Here is a 20,425-nt window from a genome sequence, read left to right as displayed (position 1 = left end):
CCAGGGTGCTCTGCACCACACCGAGATCGCCCGCCTACCCGTTGAGTCGGTACCGCCGTACCGTATTGCCATGCCGGTTGGTCGGACGAGGCGTGCGGGCGGGGAGAAGCGGGCAGCCGTTCTCGACGCGGTGATGGACGTGCTCGCATCGCGCGGATACGAGAACACGCGGTTCGCCGACGTCTCGGCGGCCGGCGGCGTCGCGATCAGCACCCTCCAGACCTACTTCGGGTCGCGGGAGGACATGATCATCGAGGCCATGCAGGTGTTCACCGACCGGGAGGTCGCCGCCCTGGACGCGGTTTCGGTCGCCGAGGCCGACCCGTGGCGACGGCTGGTCGCCCTGACCGACCGGAGCCTGCACAACTCGGAGAGCGCCCGACGGATCCTGGTCGAGTTCTGGCGATCGGCGATGCGCGACGACGAACTCCGCGACCACAGCGCCAAGGTGCTGGCGCGTTACCGGGCGCCCTTCCTGGCCGCGGTGCGCGAGGGCGCCGAGCGGGGGGCGTTCACGCTGACCCACGACGCCGACGCGGTGACGGACTTCCTGCTCGCGGCTCTGGCCGGTCTGATCGTCTCGCGCGTCCAGCACCATGCCACGCCGTCACCCGAGACCTTCCGCGACGTCCTGCTCACCCAGCTCAGGCTGATGCTGGGCGTCCGGGACGCGGCTTCCCGTACCCGAACGGATTGAGGACGATGACCACCGTCGAGATCACCCGCTTCCGCGTGGCCGCGGAGCGCGCCGATGCCCTGCTGGCCGCACGGCCCGCGATGCTTGACGACTTCCAGGCCGACCGTGCCGGCTTCCTCGGCGCACGGCTGATCCGACTCGATGCCGGACAGTGGCTGGACATCGTCTTCTGGGCCTCGCCCGAAGACTTCGCCGAGTCCCGGCGTCGGGGCGGGAACCGGCCCGGCATCCAGGCGTTCTTCGCCCTGATCGACGAGGTGGTCAGCTCCGAGGAGGGCACCACGACCGATCCGGTGGGTGCGTGATGCGCGCAGCCTGGTACGACCGGCAGGGCCCGGCCCGCGAGGTTCTGCAGGTCGGCGAGTTGCCCGATCCCTCGCCGGGTGCCGGCGAGGTCCGGGTCCGGGTGTCGGTCTCCGGAATCCACGTGGGTGACCTGGGCAAACGGCAGGGCTGGTGGGGGTCCGCCATGTCGTTCCCCCGGGTGGTCCCACACGGTGACGGCGCCGGGGTGATCGACGCCGTCGGGCCGGGTGTCGATCCGGCACGGGTCGGTGAGCGGGTCTGGGTGTATCTCGCCCAGTCGTACCGCCCGTTCGGCACCGCCGCCGAGTACACGGTGGTGCCGGCCCGGCACGCCGTGCCGCTGCCCGCCGACGTGCCGGACGAGCAGGCGGCCGGGCTCGGTATCCCGGGCATCACGGCCCATCGGGCGATCTTCGCCGACGGTCCCGTGCGTGGGCAGCGGGTCCTCGTCACCGGTGCCCTCGGCGCGGTCGGACGGGCCGCGCTGGCGGTGGCCCGCCGGGGCGACGCCACCGTGATCGCGACGGTTCGAACGCCCGACCAGGTTGAACAGGCGCTGATCGCGGGCGCGCACCACGCGGTCGACACCGCCGGCGGCGACGTCGCCGCCCGGATCCTCGACCGCACCGGCGGGGAACCTGTCGACCGGGTGGCCGAACTCGCCTTCGACGCCAACCTGGCGACCAACCTGGAGATCCTCCGCGTCGGCGGCGTCATCGCGACCTACGCGACCGTGGCCGCCGAACCCGCCATCCCGTACTGGCCGCTGGGCTTTCAGAACATCACGGTCCGGTTCCTCAGCAACGACGACTTCCCCGAGTCGGCGAACGAGGCCGCCGCGACCGACCTGACGGCCGCGCTCGTCGCCGGTGATCTGCGCTATCCGATCGCCGCCCGGCTGCCGCTGGCACAGATCGCCGAGGCCCACGAGTTGGTCGAGCGCGGCGCCCGGGGCCGGGTCGTCCTGGACCTCTGACGGGCGGACGCCGCCCTCACGCGCCCAGGATGTGGGTCAGGTGCGGGCTGGCGAAGACGCGGTGCGGGTCCAGGCGGTCGCGGACGGCCTGGAAGTCGGCGAAGCGGGGGTACGCCCCGGCGAGGGACGCCGCGTCGCGGTAGTGCAGCTTGCCCCAGTGCGGGCGACCGCCGAGTGCGGCGGCGACCTTCTCGAACGCCTGGAAGTACGGCTCGTACGGCATGCCGACGTACTGGTGTACGGCGATGTACGCGTTGTCCCGGTCGTAGCCGTGGGACAGCCAGATGTCGTCGGCGGCGGTGAAGCGCACCTCGACCGGGAAGAGGATCTTGAACGGGAGTCCGTCCACGATCCGTCGCAGCGCGGTGAGCGCCTCCGGTAGCGCCGCGCGGGGGAGGCCGTACTCCATCTCGACGAAGCGGACCCGGCGCGGGGTGCAGAACACCCGGTCGGAGCGTCCGGTGTACCGCCGTTCGGTGAGCGCGCGGGCGGAGACGGCGCTGATGCCGGGTGCCAGGGCGGGCACGGCCCGGCCGAGGCGGCAGGCCCCGGCGAAGACCCGGTTGGACAGGAAGTCGTCGTCCAGCCAGCCGCGCCAGCGGGACAGCGGCCGGTCGTTGACGGGTACCCGGTCGTTGGCCTTCACCTGGACCCGGGACGTGTACGGGAACCAGTAGAACTCGACGTGGTCGTGCCGGCCGATCAGCGCGGGCAGGTCGCCGAGCACGTCGTCGAGGGCGGCGGGGCGTTCGTGGGCGTGCAGGACGAAGGCGTCCACGCAGCGCAGGGTCACCTCGACCAGGACGCCGAGCGCGCCGAGCGAGACCCGGGCGGCGGCGAAGACGTCGGGGTGCTCGTCCGCGGAGCAGCGCAGCACCTCGCCCGTGCCGGTGACCAGGGTGAGGGCCTCGACGAAGGTGGAGAGGCAGCCGTAGCCGGCGCCGGTACCGTGGGTGCCGGTGGAGATGGCGCCGGCGATGGTCTGCGCGTCGATGTCGCCCAGGTTGGGCAGCGCGAGGCCGTGCCGGGCGAGCAGTCCGTTGAGCGCGTGCAGGGGCATTCCCGCCGGTACGGTGACCAGTCGGCGCGCGACGTCCACGCTGACACCGGTCTCCAGCTCGGACAACTCCATCCGCCGGTCGTCGGCGAGGGCGACGGCGGTGAACGAGTGGCCGCTGCCCGCGACGCGGATGCGGCCTCCGGCGGCGGCGGCGTCCCGAACGGCTTCTGCCACCTCGTCCGGCGAGCCGGGGCGCAGGATCGCGGTGGCGCTGCCACGCTGGTTGCCGGCCCAGTTGGACCATCCGGCGGTGAGCGGTGCGGTGCCGACCATGCGCGCTCCTCATTCATGAATATGAACTGACTTCATATCAGGAACGTTGTCCCTGGTAAATACCGCAATTGCGGTCCGCTCGTTGTACCGGTAGTCACGGACTCGTGACGTGGAGATATGTTCATCCGTCGAAGGGGGGTGGCGCCGAGTGTCCACACCAGCCGCCACGACCGGGCCGCTGCGCCGCGTACCGGTGCAGGGTCGAAGTGTCGCGCGGGTTCAGCGCATGTTGGACGCCTGCGCCGAGCTCGTCGACGAGGTGGGGTACGAGGGGCTGACCACGACCCTGCTCGCGGAGCGCGCCGAAGTGGCGATCGGGTCGGTCTACCAGTTCTTCCCGGACAAGCGGGCGATCGTGCAGGCGTTGACCCTGCGCACGATGGAGTCCTACCTGCAGCGGCTCGACGAGCGCTTCGCCTCCGACGAGATGACCCACTGGTGGGACGGCGTCGACGCGGGAATCGACGAGTACATCACGATGCACCGCACCGTCCCCGGCTTCCGTACCCTGCACTTCGGCGACGTGGTCGACCTGCACCTGCTCGACGAGCAGCGTGACAACAACGGCGTCATCGCCGACCAGTTGGCGCGGGTGCTCACCGAGCGCTTCGGTCTGACCGACGTGCCGAAGCTGCGCTTCGTCCTGGAGATCGCCGTGGAGGCCGCCGACGCGCTGATCAAGCTCGCGTTCCGGCGCAAGTCCGACGGCGACGAGCGGGTCCTGCTCGAGGCGAAGGCGCTGATCCGGGAGTACCTGCACCGCCAGGTCGACGGATGCGAGAGCGAGCAGCGCGCCGAGGCCGCCCAGTCCGCCTGACCTGGCGGCGCGAACACCTAGAGGAACGCGTGGCCCTCGCCCCGGTAGGTGGGCACGGTCGCCACGACCGCGTCCCCCTCGACGAGGTGCAGCTCGTTGACCCGTTCGCACAGCTCACCTGCCTTGGCGTGCCGGAACCACACCCGGTCGCCGACCTGCAGGGTGGCCGCCGCCGCGCCGGCGAGAGGGGTCTGCACCTCGCCGGCGCCCTCGGTGCCGACGAGCTTCAGGCCGGCCGGCAGCCACGGTCGGGGCAGCCGGCTGTCGGCCGCCTGGCCGGAGGCGATCCAACCGCCGCCGAGCACGGTCGCCAACTCCGGCGTCGGTCGGCGGACCACCGCGCAGGCGAAGAACGCCGCCGGGGTGGGCCGCCAGGCGCGGTACGCGTCGAACAGCGTCGGCCCGTACAGGCCCGATCCCGCGGTGACCTCGGTGACCGCGGGATCGGCGCTGGTCGCGGCCACGCTGCCGGTGCCGCCGCCGTTGACGAACTCCAGGTCGGCGTGTTCCCGTACCGCCGCCACCGCGGCGCCACGGCGGGCCAGCAACTCGCGGTAGGAGCCGCGCTGAGCCAGCCTGATCGCGCCCGCCAGCAGCGTCCGCCCCGGCGGCGCGTCGCCCAGGCCGGCGATCTGCGCCTCGTACGACATGAGCCCGACCAGCCGGAAGCCGGCGCGGCCGGCGACGGTGGCGGCGAGCGCGCCGGCCGCCCGGGCGCTGTGCACCGGCGAGCGGCGGACGCCGACGTGCACGCCACGCAGCGGTCGCCAGGAGGCGTCCAGGTCCAGGCAGAGCCGCAGCTCGGCGCGTTGCCCCGGGGCGCGGACGGCGTCGACGAAGTCGAGCTGGCCGGTGCCGTCGATCATGAGGGTGATCGCGGCGGCGAGTGTCGGGTCGGCGGCCAGCTCGGTGAGGGCCGCCCGGTCGGCGCTCGGGTACGCCACCAGCACGTCGTCGCTCAGACCAGCCCGGACCAGCCAGATCGCCTCGGGGAGGGTGAACGCCATGACCCCCTGCCAACCGGGCCGGGTGAGCGCCCGGCCGATCAGGTCCCGGCTGCGCACCGACTTGCTGGCCAGCCGGATCGGCTTGCCGGCGGCGCGGTCGGCCAGGGCCGCCGCGTTGGCGTCGTAGGCGGTGAGATCCACCACGGCGTACGGGGGGTCGAGATGGGCGGTCGCCCGGTCCAGGCGCTCGCGCAGTTTGTCGCTTTCGATGGCCACGTGTGCACGCTAACTGTCCGACGATGAATGCGAAACACCCTCGCATACGTCCCGGGCTGCGGTCGACGCCGTCGGCGGCCTAGGCTCAGCGAGCAGGAGAATGTCGCCGGTGGGGCGGCCCCCACCGGGTCTAGAGTGTTCCACCGGGGGTGCCCAGCGATGGGCCGGCACGTGGAGGTACGGCCATCGAAAGCCAGAACAGCGGCGAGTCGCCCGGCGTGTCGCGCGCGGGTGACCAGTCGGGCAGCGCCGCCAACCAGTCCAGCGGTGGTCAGGTCGACGCGTCCGGCTATGCCGCGATCCGCTCGGTACTGCGAATCAGGCCGTTCCGCCGGCTCTGGATCGTGCTCGGCGCGGCCTCCTTCGGTGACTGGCTCGGCTTGCTCGCCACCGCCCTCTTCGCCGCCTCGCAGGTGCAGGGCAGCACCGCCCAGGGCGCCGCGTTCGGCGGGGTCACCGCGATCCGACTACTGCCCGCGCTGGTGCTCGGCCCGGTGGCCGGCGTCTTCGCCGACCGGTTCGACAGGCGTTGGACGATGGTCATCTGCGACCTGCTGCGCTTCGTGCTCTTCGCCTCCATTCCGCTCTACGCCCTCAGCGGGGCCGCCGGCGGCCTGGTGGTCGGCTGGGCGCTGATCGCCACCTTCCTGATCGAGTCGCTCACCCTGCTCTGGATCCCGGCCAAGGAGGCCGCGGTCCCCAACCTGATCCCACGGGCCCGCCTGGAGGCGGCCAACCAGCTCACGTTGATCACCACGTACGGCCTCACCCCGGTGGCCGCGGCCATCGGCCTCGCAGTGCTGGACCGTGGTGTCAGAGGCGCTGTGGGCGGCGATCTACCCTCCTGGGCCGAACCGGCTCAACTCGCACTCTGGTTCAACGCCTTCTCCCGGCTCGCCACCGCGTTGGTGGTGGCGTTCGGGATCAAGGAGATCAGCGAGGCGCAGCGCGGCGAGGCGGGGCGTTCCGAGCAGAGCATGTTCCGGCAGTTCTCCGAGGGCTGGAAATTCATCGGCCAGACCCCGCTCGTCCGCGGCCTGGTGCTGGGCATCTTCGGCGCGTTCGCCGGCGGCGGCATCGTGGTCGGCACGGCCAAGTTCTTCGCCAACTCACTGGGTGCCGGCGATGCCGCGTTCTCGCTGCTCTTCGGCGCGATCTTCGTCGGTCTGGCGCTCGGCATCGGGCTCGGCCCGATGGTCGTCAAGGAGATGTCCCGGCGTCGCTGGTTCGGCATGAGCATCGTGCTGGCCAGCGCCGCCGTGATGACCCTCGCCTTCGCCATCCACCTGTCCATGGCGATCGTCGGCGCGGTGCTGGTCGGCGCGGGCGCAGGCATGGCCTTCCTCGCCGGCACCACGCTGCTGGGCGGTGAGGTGGCCGACGAGGTGCGCGGCCGGGTGTTCGCGGTGGTGCAGATCGGCACCCGACTGGTGCTGATCCTGGCCATCGGGCTGAGCAGCGTGTTGGTCGGCGTCGGTGGCTCGCGCAAGCTGGAGATCGCCGACCTCGGCATCTCCGTCTCGTCCACCCGACTGCTGCTGCTCGCGGCCGGCGCCGCCGGCATCTTCGCCGGCATCAGCGCCTTCGGCCAGATGGACGACAAGAAGGGCGTCCCGGTCCTCGCCGACCTCTGGGGCTCGATCCGGGGCCGTCCGCTGACGCCGGCGGAGCCGTTCGTCTCGGCCGGGCTGTTCGTGGTGTTCGAGGGCGGCGAGGGTGCCGGCAAGTCCACCCAACTCGCCGCGCTCGCCGAGCGGCTGCGCACCGACGGGCGCGACGTGCTGGTGACCCGCGAACCGGGGGCGACCGGCGTCGGCCGGCGGATCCGGTCGCTGGTGCTGGAGACCTCCGGCGACGAGGCGCCGTCCCCGCGCGCCGAGGCGCTGCTCTACGCCGCCGACCGGGCGCACCACGTGGCCTCCGTGGTCCGGCCCGCGCTGGTCCGCGGCGACGTGGTGATCAGCGACCGGTACGTCGACTCGTCGCTCGCGTACCAGGGCGCCGGGCGCACGCTCCCGGTCGACGAGGTCTCCTGGCTCTCCTCCTGGGCCACCGGCGGCCTCAAGCCCGACCTCGTGGTGCTGCTCGACGTCGAGCCGCGCACCGGCCTGTCCCGGGTCGCCTCGCGCAGCGGTGCGGCCGACCGGCTCGAGGCCGAGTCGATCGCCTTTCACGAGCGCGTCCGCTACGCCTTCCTCGACCTCGCCGCCGCCGACCCGAAGCGCTACCTGGTGCTCGACGCGTCCCGGCCGGTCGGCGAGATCACCCAGCTGGTGGTCCGGCGCGTCGAGGAGATGCTCGGCAAGCCCGGCGGCATCGTGCACCCGCGACCCGCGCAGGGCCCGGACACCTCGGTGCAGCCTGAGTTATCCGACGCGGAGCTGGTGACGATGGAGCATAAGACCTGATGCCGGACGTCTTCGCCGACCTGGTCGGTCAGGACGAGGCGGTGACCGAACTGCGCCGCGCCGCCGCAGCGGCGGCGGCCGTGCTGCGTGCCGCCGCGACCGACCGGGCGCCCGCCCTCGTCGCAGCGGGCGAGGCCGAAATCGGGGCCGGCACCCCCGACCCGGCCGCTGGCATGACCCACGCCTGGATCTTCACCGGGCCACCCGGGTCCGGCCGCTCGGTCGCCGCGCGCGCCTTCGCCGCGGCCCTGCAGTGTGCGTACGGCACCGGTTGCGGCGAGTGCCCCGGCTGCCACACCACGATGGGCGGGACCAACGCCGACGTCCGGCTGGTGGTGCCGGAAGGGCTCTCCATCGGCGTCGGCGAGATGCGCGCGCTGGTGCTCCGCGCGGCCAGCACCCCGTCCGGCGGGCGCTGGCAGGTGGTGGTGATCGAGGACGCCGACCGGCTCACCGAGGCAGCCGGTAACGCCCTGCTCAAGGCCATCGAGGAGCCGCCACCGCGGACGGTCTTCCTGCTCTGCGCCCCGTCCACCCACCCGGACGACATCTCGGTGACCATCCGGTCGCGCTGTCGGGTCGTACCCCTGCGGCAGCCGCCGGCCACCGCGGTGGCCGAGGTGCTGGTCCGTCGGGACGGCATCGCGCCCGACGTGGCGCAGTGGGCGGCGGCGGCCGCGCAGGGGCACGTGGGCCGGGCCCGCCGGCTGGCCCGCGACCCGGAGGCCCGCAAGCGGCGTGCGGCGGTGCTCGCCGTGCCGCGCCGGCTGACCGGCGTGGGCGCGGCGTTCGACGCGGCGTCCGCGCTGATCGAGGCTGCCGAGGCGGAGGCCGAGGCGTCGGTCGCCGAGGCCGACGTGGCCGAACGGGCGGCACTGCAGACGGCGCTCGGCGCGGGCGGCACCGGCCGGGGCGCGGCCGGCGCGATCCGGGGTGCCGCCGGGCAGCTCAAGGAACTGGAGAAGCGGCAGAAGTCACGGGCCACCCGCGCCCAGCGCGACGCGCTCGACCGGGCGCTCGTCGACCTGGCCGGCTTCTACCGTGACGCGCTCACCATGGCGCTGCGCGCACCGGTCGACCCGGTGCACACCGACACCGCCGCGCTCGCCGGCGCCGGGGCCCAGAAGTGGGACGCCGAGGGGTCGCTGCGCCGGCTGGAGGCCGTGCTCGCCTGCCGTGCGGCGATCGACGCGAACGTCAAGCCGCGCATCGCCGTCGAGGCGATGATGCTCGCCCTCTGGAAGGGTTGACCAGCAGCTCCCGCCGGTTGTCCACAGCCATCGACACGTGCGATTGCTGTGCGGTACGGTCCGGTGTGCCGTGGTGACGGTGGCGGCACGCTCAGTGATGATCCATCCGGGAGGAGTCGCCGATGCCGCGGGGGGAGATCGACGAGGCCTGGATCGAGGAGGCGGTGCGGCGCTACCGCCGTATCGAGTCGTTGCAGGCCGAGTTCGACCAGGCCGTGTCGACGGTCGAGGTCACCGTCCGTTCGCCGGACGGGTTGGTCGAGGTGGTGGTCACCGCCGCCGGCCGCATCACCGACGTCCGGTTCCTGGGGCCACTGCACGCCCGCAGCCCGCGCGACGTGGCCGGCTCGGTGCAGGCCGCGGTCACCGCGGCGGCGGACGCGGCCGAGTGGGCCCGGGAGAAGCTGCACAACGAGACGTTCGCCGCCTACCGACCGCTCGCGGGGGCCTGACGTGGACACGCTGCGCGCGCTCTCCGCCCGGCTCGACGAGGCGAGCGCCACGCTCACCACCCTGTCCCACACCGTCACCGCCAGTGATCCGGCCCAGGCCGCGTTCGGCGCGGACGCCCCGGGCCGCCCCGGCGAGATCGGTCGCGCGCTGCATCGACAGTGGGCCGCCGCCACCGACGACCGGGCCCGCGAGGCCCGAGCTGCCGCCGGCCGCCTCGCCGCCGCCGCCTCGGCCGTCCGCGAGGCCGCCGACCGGTACGCCGAGGTCGACCGCGCCGCCCGCCGCCGGATCACCGGAGAGCCGTGATGGACCCACTGGACCGGCTCGCCGAACCCGGCCTCAACCTGCTGCGCCGGGTGGACGCGTTGCTCGCGGCCGGTGTTCCCGAAGGGCACCGGGTGTGGCCCCTGCTCCGCCGGATGCAGGTGCTGCCCGGCGACGCCGTCCGGGGCTTCCTCGACCTGCACCCGGCGCCGCTCGTCAGCGCCGGGCACGCCGTGCGCCGGCTCGTCCGGGGGTACGACGACGTCGGCGCCGCGCTCACCGACCCCGTGCTCTGGTCCGGGCCGGCCGCCTCGGCGTACGGGCAGGAGCGTGCCGCGCTGCTGCGCCACCTGGACGAAGGGCCGGAGAGCCTGGTCGGGCGGATGGAATCCACCGCCGGGTACGCGGACGCGCTCGCCGACTGGGTGGAGGGCAGCCGTCTCGCCCTCGCCCGCACGCTGGCCGACCTGCTGCGCTCGGCCGAGGCGGTGGCCGTGGTCGCCGCCACCGCCGCCGGCCCCCCGAACCGCCTGACGCCGGTCGGGCCGGGCGTCGCCGACGCCGCCGAGATCGCCGCGCGGGTGCTGGCGGTGCTCTGCGTCGCGTACGACGGCGCCGAGACACTCCTGCGCCAGTGGGCGCCGAGCCTGGCCGAGTCCACCTGGCGGTCGCCGACTCAGGAGCGCGCCCGCTACGACCAGCACACCAGGGTCGGCTGGTAGCAGTACCCCCGCCCGCTCCCAGGCCTGGTCGTGGTCGTTGTTTTGCGGGTCGACTCGTGGCGTTGCTCAGGCCCAGATGTGTCGGTCCGCGGCTATAGGCCACGGCGTCGCTCCGGGGCCGGTGGTGGTTCCGGCGCGGGCCACGGCGTTGCTCCGGGGCCGGTGGTGGTGGTTCCCGCGCGGGCCACGCCGTTGCTTCGGGCCGGTGGTGGTGGTTCGCGGGCAGGCCACGGCGTCGCTCGCGGGCGCCAGAGCAGAGCCGGCGCGCACGGCGACGCCGTGGTCTTCCCCCTGCACCCCCCGCAGGTCTGCCTCCACTCAACGCTGTCCGGCAGCGTTTGTCCCCTTCCCGGGCACGGATTCAACCGTCCGGGCGAGGATCATCGGCACGACGGGTGGCCCGGCAATCGGTCGAGTCGACGGTCATGGATGGAGATGGAGGTATCGCCCGCCGCGTTCTCCGCGGTGATCCGTCGTAGGGTGGGGGGATGGGCATGCTCTGCGCGGTCAGCTTCAACCGGTACGGGCGGCTCTACTACCTGGACCCGGGCGAGCTGCGCCCCCAGGTTGGCGACCGGGTGCTCGTGCCGACCGACGACGGACCCGAGGTCGCCGAGTGCGTCTGGGCCGCCCAGTGGGTGAGCGAGGAGACCGACGGCTTCCCCCGGCTGGTGGGGTTGGCCGGCGACGACGACCTGCGCCGTGACGAGGCGCTGCGCCGTCGTAAGGCCGAGGCGAAGGTGGCGGCCAAACGGCTGATCCGCGCGCACGGCCTGCCGATGAAGGTGGTGGCCGTCGACCATGTGCTCGGCTCCGCCGACGGCGGCGGCGAGCGCAGCACGGTCTACTTCACCGCGCCGCACCGGGTGGACTTCCGGTCACTGGTCCGCGACCTCGGCGCCACCCTGCACTGCCGGGTCGAGCTGCGCCAGCTCTCGGCGCGCGACTCGGCTCGGGTCCAGGGCGGCATCGGCTCATGCGGTCGTGACCTGTGCTGCGCGACGTTCCTCACCGACTTCGAGCCGGTGACCATCCGGATGGCCAAGGACCAGGACCTGCCGCTCAACCCGCTGCGGATCTCGGGAGCCTGCGGTCGACTGATGTGTTGCCTCAAGTACGAACATCCGCTGTACCAGCGCTTCCAGGAGACCGCGCCGGCCGTCGGCAGTCGGGTGACGACGCCCGAGGGCAGTGGTCGAGTGGTCGGCCACAGCGTGCCCCGCGACGCGGTGACCGTACGCCTCGACGCGGACGGCTCCCGCTGCTCCTGCTCCCGCGCCTCCGTCTGCGCCCCCCGCCAAGCCCACGACCAGCACTACACCCCCTAAAACCCCACCCCCACCCCTCACCCCCCACCCGCCAGCCCGCGTTGATCAAGAGGTTCGCGTCAAAATTCGGGCTCCGGATGACGCAAACCTCTTGATCAACTAGTGGTCCGGTCAGGTGAGGACTACGGGGGGTTCGGTTAGGTGGGGGGTTAGGGGGGTTTTGGGGGTCAGCCAGCTTGCGGTGGGGGACTGGTCGGGGTTGACCTGCCAGTCTCGGGACACCCGGTCGACGCCGATGGCGTAGACGGTCAGCGTGCCGTCCGGGTCGATGCGCAGCCGCAGGAACGACTTGGAGTCCTCGATGCCCTGGCCGGCGAACAGTTCGTTGACGTTCACCCCGAAGGCGCCTGCCACCAGCAGATACGCTGCGACCAGCTGACTCGCCACCAGCCCGATGACCGGGCCGTACACCACCACGGCGGCGACCGCCGGCAGCGGCCACGGCCAGTCGTAGAACGGCAGCGCCAACCAGAGCCAGGTGCCGCCGGCGGCCAGCGCCACATGGGCCACACCGTGGCCGACGCCGAGGAGCCAGTGCCGGGCGTGCCGCTTGCCGCTGGCGCTGGGCGGCTTGGCGAACAGGATCGCCGCGATCACCGTCACCAGCACCATCAGCACCAGCGGAACGCTGAACAGCCGTTGGTCGCTGCTGTCGCCCCAGTTGGCCGTCGCGCCCGCCATGGCAAGCATCAGCAGGGTGTGCAGGGTGCCCAGCAGGGTCGCGAAGCCCGGGTTGCGGAACGGCAGTCGGCCGAAGATGCCCCAGCCGTAGCGGCGCGAGCGGGCCGCGTCTGGGTAGCGGGCCACCAGGTCGTACGGCTGGGTGCGGCTGGCCCGCCGGGCCAGCGTGTCGCGCGGTGGTACCTCGAGGCGCTCGGGCAGCTTGTGCGTGGGGTACAGATAAGCCCCACCACCACCGCAGGTGATCAACTGCCGGTCGTGCCCGGCATAGCGGGCGTAGTGGTGCAGGTCGCCGGAGAGCAGCAGCCGCACCCGTGCACCGGTCGGGTCGATGATCGTCCGTACGAAGTAGTCGACCGAGTCGTACGCCGTCGGGTCGTCGGCGGCCTTGACCCACGTCGGCGACGGCGTCGCGATGATCACCTTTGACTCCGGGGTGAGCCGCCGGGCCACCTCGTCGAAGTAGGCCAACTGCGGATCGTCGAGGTACGAGCCGGACTGGTCGTCCACGCCGAGCAGCCACCAGCCGGCCGGCAACTCCACCGCGAAGTACGACCGCGACTGCCCGGTGCGCCAGCCGGCGAAGTTACGGTCCCGGGAGCGGACGAACAGCCGCAGGAAAGCGGTCAGGCCGTCGTACCAATCGTGGTTTCCCGGCACCGCGAACAGGGTGGGACGGTCGGGCGGCGTCGCCGGCAGCGCCGCCTGGTAGGGACCCTTGCAGCGGTTCTCGTACTCCGCGTAGGCCGCCGACGGGTAGACCTGGTCGCCGCCCATCACCAGGGTCTGCGCCCGGGGCAGCCGGTGCCCGTCCACGGTCAGCTCCGGCTGCGCCAGCAGGTACGCGACGGAGTAGGTGGCGTGGAAGCCGTCGCCGAGGTCGGCCACGTAGTCGAGCCAGAGCCCACCGTCCGGCCCGGCCTGGCGGAAGATGTCGTCGCCGAAGGCGTTCTGCAACTCGCGCTTGTCGAGGTACGCGCCGAAGAGGATCGCCAGCAACGTCCGGATGCCGGTGCTGATCAACAGGAACGGCGCCAGCCACGGCACCGGCTTGCGAGGGGTGAAGCCCAGTTCCAGCGGGTCGGTGGAGCGTGGGCGGCGAGGAGCCGGCTCTCCGTCGGGTTGCGCGTCCGCCGGTGCCTGGTGATCGTCGCGTTCGTCAGTCACCCGCCGCAGCGTAGTACCGGTCTGCGTGCGCTGCTGTCTGGTAATTGGCCGGATGGCGGTGCTTGTCCGTTTGGCGGCGGCGGGAGCGTCGGGGTATCCCGCTCGGCCCAGGGGTACGGGGTGCCGTACACTTGCTGATCGTTGCCGCCTTAGCTCAGTCGGCTAGAGCGACGCACTCGTAATGCGTAGGTCGACGGTTCGATTCCGTCAGGCGGCTCGGCACGGAAGCCCAGGTCATCGACCTGGGCTTCCGCCGTTTCTCAAGGTCCAGGACACCGCCGCCGGACGCGCCAGCCCGCACCCTGCGACCGCTCCGTTCAACCGGTTGACGCCCGCTTCCAGGTCGTTATCGAACAGCCCGGCGTACACGTCAAAGCCGCCCGCAAACCGGCCGCGCTCGGACTGCTGGCGACTGAAGCGCCGGCATCGGCCGGCACGCCGGCTGGTTGCAGGTGCTTCCGGCGGTGATCTTCAACGGAGATCGGCTTGAGGGGGCGTGGCGGTACATGTCAGACGAGGAGTCCCTCATCGGCGCCGCGCTCGGGTCGGGCGACGCGGCGGGCGCGCGGGCGCTGGCCCGCCGGATCGGTGTCGCCTCACGGGTGCGGCCTGAGACGGCGGCCGGCGCAAGGATGCCCCGACAAGTTGCCACTGCGCATTTCCCGGCAAACGCCATCCCACCCGAAAATCCACTGAGGATGAATTGGCGTGGATCTCGTAACATTGATGGCGGACGTTCGGTCGAGGAGCGGGGAGTGGTGGCATGAAGTTCGACATGGGGGCTCAGACGCTCGGCAGTCTGACCAAGCAGACGCAGGGTTCCTCCGATGATCTCGGTTCTCTGATCAAGCAACTGATCACCGCGGCCGAGCCGTTGCAGGGCAACTTCAACGGGGCCGGGCGGGTGGCATTCGATTCGTTCAAGGCGAACGCCGATTCGATCACCGCCGAACTGAACTCCTCCCTGGGTGCGATTCTGGGCGGCCAGAGTGGAATGGACTCCTCGTTCGGTCAGGGTGACACCGAGATGTCCGACAATGCGAGGTCGTCCGAGGGCACCGCGAACTTCGACGCCGCCAGGTTCTCCAGCAGCCGCTGACACGGGGAGTGACAGTCATGACAGACCGACGCAGTTTCGATACCGGCACGTCGCAGCAGGTGCAGGGTGACCTCGCCGGCATCATCGGGCGGCTCGAGTCACTGATCTCGCAGCGCAGCTCCGACGTCGCGGCCGCGATGGCCGACTTCCAGGCCGATGGGGTGTCCGAGGAGTACCGGACGGTCGAGGACCGGTGGAACCGGGCAGCGGGCGAGGTCCGCACGATCATCGACCTGGTCAAGACCACCATGACGAAGAACGACGAGACGGCGAACACGACGCTGTCCCGGGCCCGCTCTGCGGTGCAGTCGATCGGTTGAGTCGTTATCCGACGAGTTGTTGACGAGGGAGCACGAGCGTGAGCGCGTGGGATATCTCCCCCGGTGGAGTGCGCGACGTCCTGACTCGTACACATGCCGCGGCCATGCCCTTCGAGGGGCAGATGACGAGCTTGAACTCGGCGTTGGAGGGATCCGCCACTGAGTCCAGTTCGGAGATCGTGGGCCAGGCGCTTCAGGGCTTCGTGGAGTCGATTCGGACGGATCTCGAGTTCGTGTTCACTCGCACGGGGGCGTGCATGCAGGCAGCGGCGCAGGCGACGAACGCCTACGTCGAAGGTGATCTGGAGATGGCCGCGAACGCGCAGCGCAGTGCCGCGGCGGCACCCGACCCGTCGGCCACGATGCCGGGGCCGGGCGGTGGGGCGGTGCCCCGATGATCAATCCGGGGGAGATTCCGCAGATCCCCGGCAACATGGATGCGCTGGCCACCCACGCGCAGACGGTTCGGACCGCTGGCGTCGACTTCGCCAACACCGGCCAGGCGGTCGACAGCACCTGGCAGGGGCTGGCGGCGGTGTACACGGCGCCAGAGGCGGCGCAGCTCTTCGCCGCCACCGGCCCGGTGCGTACGGTGTCGGCCTCGGTGGGCGAGGACATCCAGGCGGTCGGGGCCGCGCTGGCCACGTACGCCACCGAGGTCAAGGAGATCAAGGCTCAACTCGCCGCGCTGAAGGGCCAGGCCGAGGAGTTCGTCGGCTCGATCAAGGACGACGAGGACTGGCGCGAGGACCAGGGCAAGGTCGACAAGCACAACGGCCTGATCACCGCCGTGAACACGCAGGTGGCCGCGTTCTTCGAGGCGCAGCGCAAGTGCGCCAACACCATCAACGCGCTGTACGGCGGCCTCCAGTATCGGGCCGACAACGCCGACGGTCAGGCCGACAACGGCGAGTACGGCTTCACCGCCGACACGCTGAACGCCGCCGCCGGTGAGGACGGCGCCCTGCCCTGGGGTAGCAACGAGGAGCACGACCGCGGCTTCTTCGGCGACGTGGGGGCGTACTTCGTCGGCATCGGCATCAGTTTCGTCACCATGCTTCAAGACCTGGGCGGGCTGATCGGCCGGGATCCCACCACGGGTGAGTGGAGCTGGGGCACCGCCGGTCAGTCGTGGCTGGGGCTCGGCAAGTTCGTGTGGGCGGTCTCGATCTACGTCAACCCGGTGACGATCGTGATCGACCAGACGGTCGGCATGCCGTTCATGGAGCAGCGCGAGGCGGGCAACCTCCTGCTCAACGCGGGCAAGACCATCATCGCGTACGACACCTGGGGCGAGGACAAGTCGAAGGCCGCCGGCATGGCCACCTTCAATATCGTCTCAGCGATCGTGGGTACCAAGGGTGCCGCCTCCGGGCTGCGCGGCGCGGGCGCGGCGGTCAACACCATTCGAGGCAGCGCCACCGCCGCGCGGATCGGCGCCGCGTTGGTCCGTACCGGTAACTGGCTCGACAAGCTGCCCACCGTCGGCGAGGTGGCGATCAACATCGCCAGGAAGTTCGACATCAAGATCCCGCAGCTCGGGTTGGTTCCGGCGATCGCCGGCGACGTGCCGATCGGGCGTGGCTTCGACGTCGAGATGCCCAACGTTCGCGGTGGCGACGCGATGCACATGGACGGCGGCAACGGGCCGGGCGGCCATCTGCCTGGCGGGAACACGCCGGGCGGTCACGTCCCCGGTGACCTGACGCCCGGTGGGCATATCCCGGACGGCAACGCCCCCGGTGGGCACATCCCTGACGGCAATACGCCGGGCGGGAACCTCCCCGAGGGCAATACTCCGGGCGGCAACATCCCGGACGGTAACGGGCCTGGCGGCAACATCCCGGACGGTAACGGGCCTGGCGGCAACCTCCCGGACGGCAACGGGCCTGGCGGCAACCTCCCGGACGGCAACGGGCCTGGCGGCAACACCCCCGACGGGAACCCGCCGGGCGGAGGAAACGCCGATCGTGGGCGGGATCTGACGCCGGATGAGCAGCAGCGGTTCCTCGACCAGGCTGGCCGGCTCGATCCCGCAGCGCGGGCTCAAGTCCAGGATCTGCTCTCCCGTACCGATCTGCCGGACGGCATGGCCAACCAGGCGGCGCGGGACTTCATGGACCTCCAGGACTCCGGGCGGCTGGCGGGAGGCGTCGACCGACAGGGAGACATCTTCCGCGACGTGCTGAACAACCTCAGCGGGGACCGGTCTGCCTTCGAGGGGGCCGCGACGGAGCTGCGTGCCGCAAACGAGGTGCTGCAGAGCGGCGATCTGGCGCCCGGCAGCAAGATCGGTCTGAACGTCGTCGCCGGTGAACGGGTCAACCTGGGCAACGGCACGGTCGTCGACACCGGGCGCATCCCCGAAAGCGATCTCGTCTACCAGACCGCCGACGGCAACGTTCACGTGACGGAGGTCAAGGCCACCGCACAAACCGTGGCCAACAAGTTCCGATCCGATCCTGCTCAGTTGGATCGCATGCTCGACTGGCGTAACGGTGCCCCGGGACGTGAGGTGAGCGTTCGGGTCGGCACCGATGAGGGCTGGACGGGACTTTTCAGCCGCGCTGGCAACGATCCTCCACAGATGGCGATTGAACGGCTCGCCGATCAGAACGTACCGATCAGCATCGGCGGGCGTACCTTGACCCCGCAGCAGTTGACCGCGCTGCAGGAGGCGGTGGAGCGGGCCGCAGCCGACCCGGCGCATCCGATGCGCAAGCCGGGCGCCTGGTTCGGCGAGCACCTGCCGAATCTCGAAGCGGCACGTGACTTCCTCAGGCCCTACGGAGTTGATTTCCTGTGACCGATCCCTGGGTTACCCCCGAAATGCTGGCCGCCGTGCCAGTCCCATGGCGACTGGCGGATCCCGTCGAGCGTGGAAAGGCGACGCGCGAGCTGCCGCCCAGCCCACCACAGCGGGCCGAAGCCCTGCGGGCGTTGGAGACGTGCCTCGCCTATCTGGTGGACGTCCGGGACCGTTACGGCGACGACACCGATTGGGGACTTCCCAAGGCGTTCTTCGACGACTACTGGTTCATTCTGTACACCCGGCTGAAGCAATCGATGCCGACTCTCGCCGACGTCACGCCCGAGAAGGTGCGCGCCTGGGCTGACGCGTACCTGGACTCGGAGGACGTCTTCGGCGTCACGTGGACGACGCCACCGGACGAGGTCATCGACAGCATTGGTCGATCATGGGCCTTCTTCATCCTGCAGGGAGCGACAGAGAGCCTGGTCCGCTGGTTCCGCAACGTGGGGCCCGACCAGTTGGACGATTCGGAACGAGCCCGGGTGGTCAGTCTCCTCAAGGAAGCCACACCTCGACTGCAGTGGCGTCTGACGATCGTCACCATTCCGGCGATTCTCGATCTCGACGGCTCGGCGGAGAAGGGCTACTTCGATCGTCTGGCGAACGATCCGGGCCTCCACGAGAAGACCCGCGCCGAGGCGGAGAGTGTGAGCGCGTTCATCGACCGCCAACACGAGCCGATCTAGTTGTCATGGGGGAAAGGGCGTGAGTGTTTCAAGCTACCTGGTGTGTCCGTCGCGCCAGTTGATGATCGGGCTTGGTAAGCGGCTGAGAGAGCCGAGTGGGACGGTCATCGGATACTCCATCGGTAACCACTTGACCTCCGAAGATCCCCAGCTCACGCAGGCGCTCTGGACGTTTCTCGCCGACACCGCCGGTGCCGGACTTGTCGTTAAATTCAGCGACGACGAGGACTTCGAGGAGATCGCGGGCTATCGCGAGCTCGGCGGGGATGAGCACGGCGACATCACGATCGAGGACTACGTGCGCACAGGCGTCTAGGGTTGCCTCGCCCTGAACCGACGTGTTGACGCGATATGTCGGCGGGGCGTCGGCGATACTGTCGAGGTGGAGTACGTGTCCAGGGCGCCGCGACCGCCGCTGGACGCGCTGATCGACGACCTCTATTACCTGGAGGGTTCGTCGCCGTACGCCCGGCTGATGTTGCCGCCGATGCCGGCGGCGCTGCTCATCGTCAACCTCGGGGCGCCGTTTCGCATTCGTGCCGGTACCGACATCGAGACGGTCGAGTACGCAGACGGCTGTGTCGTCACCACTCCCACCCGCGTCGTGGAGTTCGGGTACCCACTTCGGACCCGGTCCGTCGGCGTGCACGTCAAGCCGTGGGGACTGGCGCCGTTCCTACCGATGCCCGCGGTCGAGCTGTGTGACCGGCCGGTGACGTTGGAACAGGTGTGGGGCCGGCCCGCCATTGCCGAGCTGCGCGACCGGCTGGCTACGGCGGACGGGCCCCACCAGATGCTGACGCTGCTCGAGGACGAGCTCATGCGACGGCTGCGCGAGACCAGCGGCCTGGGGTTGGTTCGTCATACGAGCAGCGTCATCGCCGCGACCAGCGGGGCAGTGGCCATCGACGACCTGAGGGTCTCGGCCGGCGTCAGCAGCACGCACCTGGTTCAGCGGTTCAAGGATCACGTCGGCGTTACCCCGAAGCGGCTGGCCCGCACCTACCGCTTCGCCGCCACCGTGCTCACGATCGACCCTGCCGGGCCGGTTGACTGGGCCGAGCTCGCCAGCGGCGCGGGCTACTTCGACCAGGCCCACTTCGGCCACGAGTTCCGAGCGTTCACCGGGCTCACACCGACCCGGTACGTCGAAGTCCGGCGGCGGTTCTTGCGCGAGCACCCCGGCCACGTGTTGGACGGTTGGCCGCTGCCGGTCGATTGATTTTCTACAAGAGCGGCAGCTCACGGCACGCTACCTTGGGGCGTCTCAGAGCAGAGGAGAGCCCGTGGGCAAGGTGGTCATGTACGGCTCGGTGTCGGTGGACGGCTTCGTCGCGGACGACAGCGACCAGCCGGGACCGCTCTTCGACTGGCTGGCGAACGGTGACGTCCCGCTGGACGAGAGCGGCATGGTGAAGGTCTCGCAGACGTCCTACGACTACACCCGGCCGTACTGGGACCAGATCGGGGTGACGGTCGTCGGCCGCCACGTCTTCGATCTGACGGACGGCTGGGACGGGAAGCCGCCGAGCGGGATCGACCACGTGGTCGTCGTGACGCACCGGCCGCCGCCCGAGAGCTGGGACCCCGCGACGCCGTTCCACTTCGTCGGCGGCGTCGAGGCGGCCGTGGCCCGAGCGCGGGAGCTTGCGGGTGACCGCGTGGTCGAGGTCGCCGCTGGCGACGTCGGTGGCCAGGTGCTTGCCGCAGGCCTGATCGACGAGGTACGCATGGACGTCGTACCCGTGGTGCTCGGCTCCGGGAAACGTTACTTCGGGTCGGTCGACGCGCAGCACCTGCTGGAGGATCCGGACGTGGTGATTCAGGGCAACCGGGTGCTCCACCTGCGCTACCGGGTGCGCCGCTGACCGGTGTGGTCAGGC

General features: G+C 71.0%; 21 protein-coding genes and 1 tRNA gene. 19 read left to right on the top strand and 3 right to left on the bottom strand.

Annotated features, from left to right (window positions below; genetic code table 11):
- Positions 1 to 70 precede the first annotated feature (70 nt).
- Genes AB0J36_RS21035 through AB0J36_RS21025 form a run of 3 tightly spaced genes read left to right on the top strand, consistent with a single transcriptional unit; the run spans position 71 to position 1,979 of the window.
- The gene (locus AB0J36_RS21035) at positions 71 to 697 is read left to right on the top strand and encodes a TetR/AcrR family transcriptional regulator (protein ID WP_357123682.1); all 627 of its coding nucleotides are present in this window, start codon (positions 71 to 73) and stop codon (positions 695 to 697) included.
- Positions 698 to 702: 5 nt separating this feature from the next.
- Complete coding sequence (locus AB0J36_RS21030) at positions 703 to 1,002, top strand: antibiotic biosynthesis monooxygenase (protein ID WP_357123685.1); 300 nt, start codon at positions 703 to 705, stop codon at positions 1,000 to 1,002.
- Positions 1,002 to 1,979, top strand: a complete 978-nt coding sequence (locus tag AB0J36_RS21025) for an NADPH:quinone reductase (RefSeq protein ID WP_357392635.1) — start codon at positions 1,002 to 1,004, stop codon at positions 1,977 to 1,979. Before AB0J36_RS21030 ends, AB0J36_RS21025 begins: the two co-directional genes overlap by 1 nt.
- A gap of 16 nt (positions 1,980 to 1,995) precedes the next feature.
- On the opposite strand, the gene AB0J36_RS21020 is transcribed toward AB0J36_RS21025, so the two are convergent.
- Positions 1,996 to 3,312, bottom strand: a complete 1,317-nt coding sequence (locus tag AB0J36_RS21020) for a D-arabinono-1,4-lactone oxidase (protein WP_357392636.1) — start codon at positions 3,310 to 3,312, stop codon at positions 1,996 to 1,998.
- Positions 3,313 to 3,538: 226 nt separating this feature from the next.
- Here AB0J36_RS21020 and AB0J36_RS21015 point away from each other — a divergent pair, with 226 nt between their 5' ends.
- On the top strand, positions 3,539 to 4,129 hold the full coding sequence (locus tag AB0J36_RS21015) for a TetR/AcrR family transcriptional regulator (protein WP_357124646.1): 591 nt from the start codon (positions 3,539 to 3,541) through the stop codon (positions 4,127 to 4,129).
- A 17-nt stretch (positions 4,130 to 4,146) separates the two neighbouring features.
- On the opposite strand, the gene AB0J36_RS21010 is transcribed toward AB0J36_RS21015, so the two are convergent.
- Positions 4,147 to 5,352 (bottom strand): amino acid deaminase/aldolase, encoded by a 1,206-nt coding sequence (locus tag AB0J36_RS21010; RefSeq protein WP_357123697.1) that lies wholly within the window; start codon positions 5,350 to 5,352, stop codon positions 4,147 to 4,149.
- Positions 5,353 to 5,669: 317 nt separating this feature from the next.
- On the opposite strand from AB0J36_RS21010, the gene tmk reads away from it, so the two are divergent.
- From tmk to ricT, 6 genes are all read left to right on the top strand, one after another.
- The gene (tmk, locus tag AB0J36_RS21005) at positions 5,670 to 7,760 is read left to right on the top strand and encodes a dTMP kinase (RefSeq protein ID WP_357124649.1); all 2,091 of its coding nucleotides are present in this window, start codon (positions 5,670 to 5,672) and stop codon (positions 7,758 to 7,760) included.
- A complete protein-coding gene (locus AB0J36_RS21000) occupies positions 7,760 to 9,010 on the top strand; it encodes a DNA polymerase III subunit delta' (protein WP_357123700.1) in 1,251 nt (416 codons plus the stop codon). The genes tmk and AB0J36_RS21000 overlap by 1 nt, the downstream gene beginning before the upstream one ends.
- 122 nt (positions 9,011 to 9,132) lie before the next feature.
- Positions 9,133 to 9,462: a YbaB/EbfC family nucleoid-associated protein gene (locus tag AB0J36_RS20995; protein ID WP_355049259.1), complete on the top strand. Its 330-nt coding sequence runs from the start codon at positions 9,133 to 9,135 to the stop codon at positions 9,460 to 9,462.
- A gap of 1 nt (position 9,463) precedes the next feature.
- Positions 9,464 to 9,769: a hypothetical protein gene (locus tag AB0J36_RS20990; RefSeq protein WP_355049258.1), complete on the top strand. Its 306-nt coding sequence runs from the start codon at positions 9,464 to 9,466 to the stop codon at positions 9,767 to 9,769.
- Positions 9,769 to 10,449: a hypothetical protein gene (locus AB0J36_RS20985; RefSeq protein WP_357172015.1), complete on the top strand. Its 681-nt coding sequence runs from the start codon at positions 9,769 to 9,771 to the stop codon at positions 10,447 to 10,449. Before AB0J36_RS20990 ends, AB0J36_RS20985 begins: the two co-directional genes overlap by 1 nt.
- A gap of 488 nt (positions 10,450 to 10,937) precedes the next feature.
- Complete coding sequence (ricT, locus tag AB0J36_RS20980; protein ID WP_357123709.1) at positions 10,938 to 11,777, top strand: regulatory iron-sulfur-containing complex subunit RicT; 840 nt, start codon at positions 10,938 to 10,940, stop codon at positions 11,775 to 11,777.
- Positions 11,778 to 11,888: 111 nt separating this feature from the next.
- On the opposite strand, the gene AB0J36_RS20975 is transcribed toward ricT, so the two are convergent.
- Complete coding sequence (locus AB0J36_RS20975) at positions 11,889 to 13,625, bottom strand: metallophosphoesterase (RefSeq protein WP_363661017.1); 1,737 nt, start codon at positions 13,623 to 13,625, stop codon at positions 11,889 to 11,891.
- Between the two features lie 143 nt (positions 13,626 to 13,768).
- Between AB0J36_RS20975 and AB0J36_RS20970 the strand changes: the two genes are divergently transcribed.
- From AB0J36_RS20970 to AB0J36_RS20930, 9 genes are all read left to right on the top strand, one after another.
- Positions 13,769 to 13,842 (top strand) — tRNA-Thr (locus AB0J36_RS20970).
- A gap of 546 nt (positions 13,843 to 14,388) precedes the next feature.
- A complete protein-coding gene (locus AB0J36_RS20965; protein ID WP_357123716.1) occupies positions 14,389 to 14,724 on the top strand; it encodes a hypothetical protein in 336 nt (111 codons plus the stop codon).
- A gap of 17 nt (positions 14,725 to 14,741) precedes the next feature.
- A complete protein-coding gene (locus tag AB0J36_RS20960; protein ID WP_355049252.1) occupies positions 14,742 to 15,044 on the top strand; it encodes a pore-forming ESAT-6 family protein in 303 nt (100 codons plus the stop codon).
- A 38-nt stretch (positions 15,045 to 15,082) separates the two neighbouring features.
- On the top strand, positions 15,083 to 15,442 hold the full coding sequence (locus AB0J36_RS20955) for a DUF6507 family protein (protein ID WP_355049251.1): 360 nt from the start codon (positions 15,083 to 15,085) through the stop codon (positions 15,440 to 15,442).
- A complete protein-coding gene (locus AB0J36_RS20950; RefSeq protein ID WP_363661016.1) occupies positions 15,439 to 17,850 on the top strand; it encodes a hypothetical protein in 2,412 nt (803 codons plus the stop codon). The genes AB0J36_RS20955 and AB0J36_RS20950 overlap by 4 nt, the downstream gene beginning before the upstream one ends.
- Positions 17,847 to 18,542, top strand: coding sequence for a hypothetical protein (locus AB0J36_RS20945; protein WP_357123723.1), 696 nt, complete (start codon positions 17,847 to 17,849; stop codon positions 18,540 to 18,542). Before AB0J36_RS20950 ends, AB0J36_RS20945 begins: the two co-directional genes overlap by 4 nt.
- A 19-nt stretch (positions 18,543 to 18,561) precedes the next feature.
- The gene (locus AB0J36_RS20940; RefSeq protein ID WP_363661015.1) at positions 18,562 to 18,858 is read left to right on the top strand and encodes a hypothetical protein; all 297 of its coding nucleotides are present in this window, start codon (positions 18,562 to 18,564) and stop codon (positions 18,856 to 18,858) included.
- A gap of 75 nt (positions 18,859 to 18,933) precedes the next feature.
- Positions 18,934 to 19,764, top strand: coding sequence for a helix-turn-helix domain-containing protein (locus AB0J36_RS20935; RefSeq protein WP_363661014.1), 831 nt, complete (start codon positions 18,934 to 18,936; stop codon positions 19,762 to 19,764).
- A 64-nt stretch (positions 19,765 to 19,828) separates the two neighbouring features.
- Positions 19,829 to 20,410 (top strand): dihydrofolate reductase family protein, encoded by a 582-nt coding sequence (locus AB0J36_RS20930; protein ID WP_357123732.1) that lies wholly within the window; start codon positions 19,829 to 19,831, stop codon positions 20,408 to 20,410.
- Positions 20,411 to 20,425 lie beyond the last annotated feature (15 nt).

It is taken from the genome of Micromonospora sp. NPDC049662, from assembly GCF_040675055.1.
Taxonomy (GTDB): Bacteria; Actinomycetota; Actinomycetes; order Mycobacteriales; family Micromonosporaceae; genus Micromonospora.
The sequence above is the reverse complement of the archived record's forward strand: the minus strand, read 5'-3'. Positions and strand labels throughout refer to the sequence as shown.

Coding starts and splice junctions, on each gene's coding strand:
- AB0J36_RS21015 (WP_357124646.1), top strand. CDS start 3,539: ATGTTGGACGCCTGCGCCGAGCTCGTCGACGAGGTGGGGTACGAGGGG.
- AB0J36_RS21035 (WP_357123682.1), top strand. CDS start 71: ATGCCGGTTGGTCGGACGAGGCGTGCGGGCGGGGAGAAGCGGGCAGCC.
- AB0J36_RS21020 (WP_357392636.1), bottom strand. CDS start 3,312: ATGGTCGGCACCGCACCGCTCACCGCCGGATGGTCCAACTGGGCCGGC.
- AB0J36_RS21025 (WP_357392635.1), top strand. CDS start 1,002: ATGCGCGCAGCCTGGTACGACCGGCAGGGCCCGGCCCGCGAGGTTCTG.
- AB0J36_RS20995 (WP_355049259.1), top strand. CDS start 9,133: ATGCCGCGGGGGGAGATCGACGAGGCCTGGATCGAGGAGGCGGTGCGG.
- ricT (WP_357123709.1), top strand. CDS start 10,938: ATGGGCATGCTCTGCGCGGTCAGCTTCAACCGGTACGGGCGGCTCTAC.
- AB0J36_RS21030 (WP_357123685.1), top strand. CDS start 703: ATGACCACCGTCGAGATCACCCGCTTCCGCGTGGCCGCGGAGCGCGCC.
- AB0J36_RS20965 (WP_357123716.1), top strand. CDS start 14,389: ATGAAGTTCGACATGGGGGCTCAGACGCTCGGCAGTCTGACCAAGCAG.
- AB0J36_RS20950 (WP_363661016.1), top strand. CDS start 15,439: ATGATCAATCCGGGGGAGATTCCGCAGATCCCCGGCAACATGGATGCG.
- AB0J36_RS20985 (WP_357172015.1), top strand. CDS start 9,769: ATGGACCCACTGGACCGGCTCGCCGAACCCGGCCTCAACCTGCTGCGC.
- AB0J36_RS21000 (WP_357123700.1), top strand. CDS start 7,760: ATGCCGGACGTCTTCGCCGACCTGGTCGGTCAGGACGAGGCGGTGACC.
- AB0J36_RS20960 (WP_355049252.1), top strand. CDS start 14,742: ATGACAGACCGACGCAGTTTCGATACCGGCACGTCGCAGCAGGTGCAG.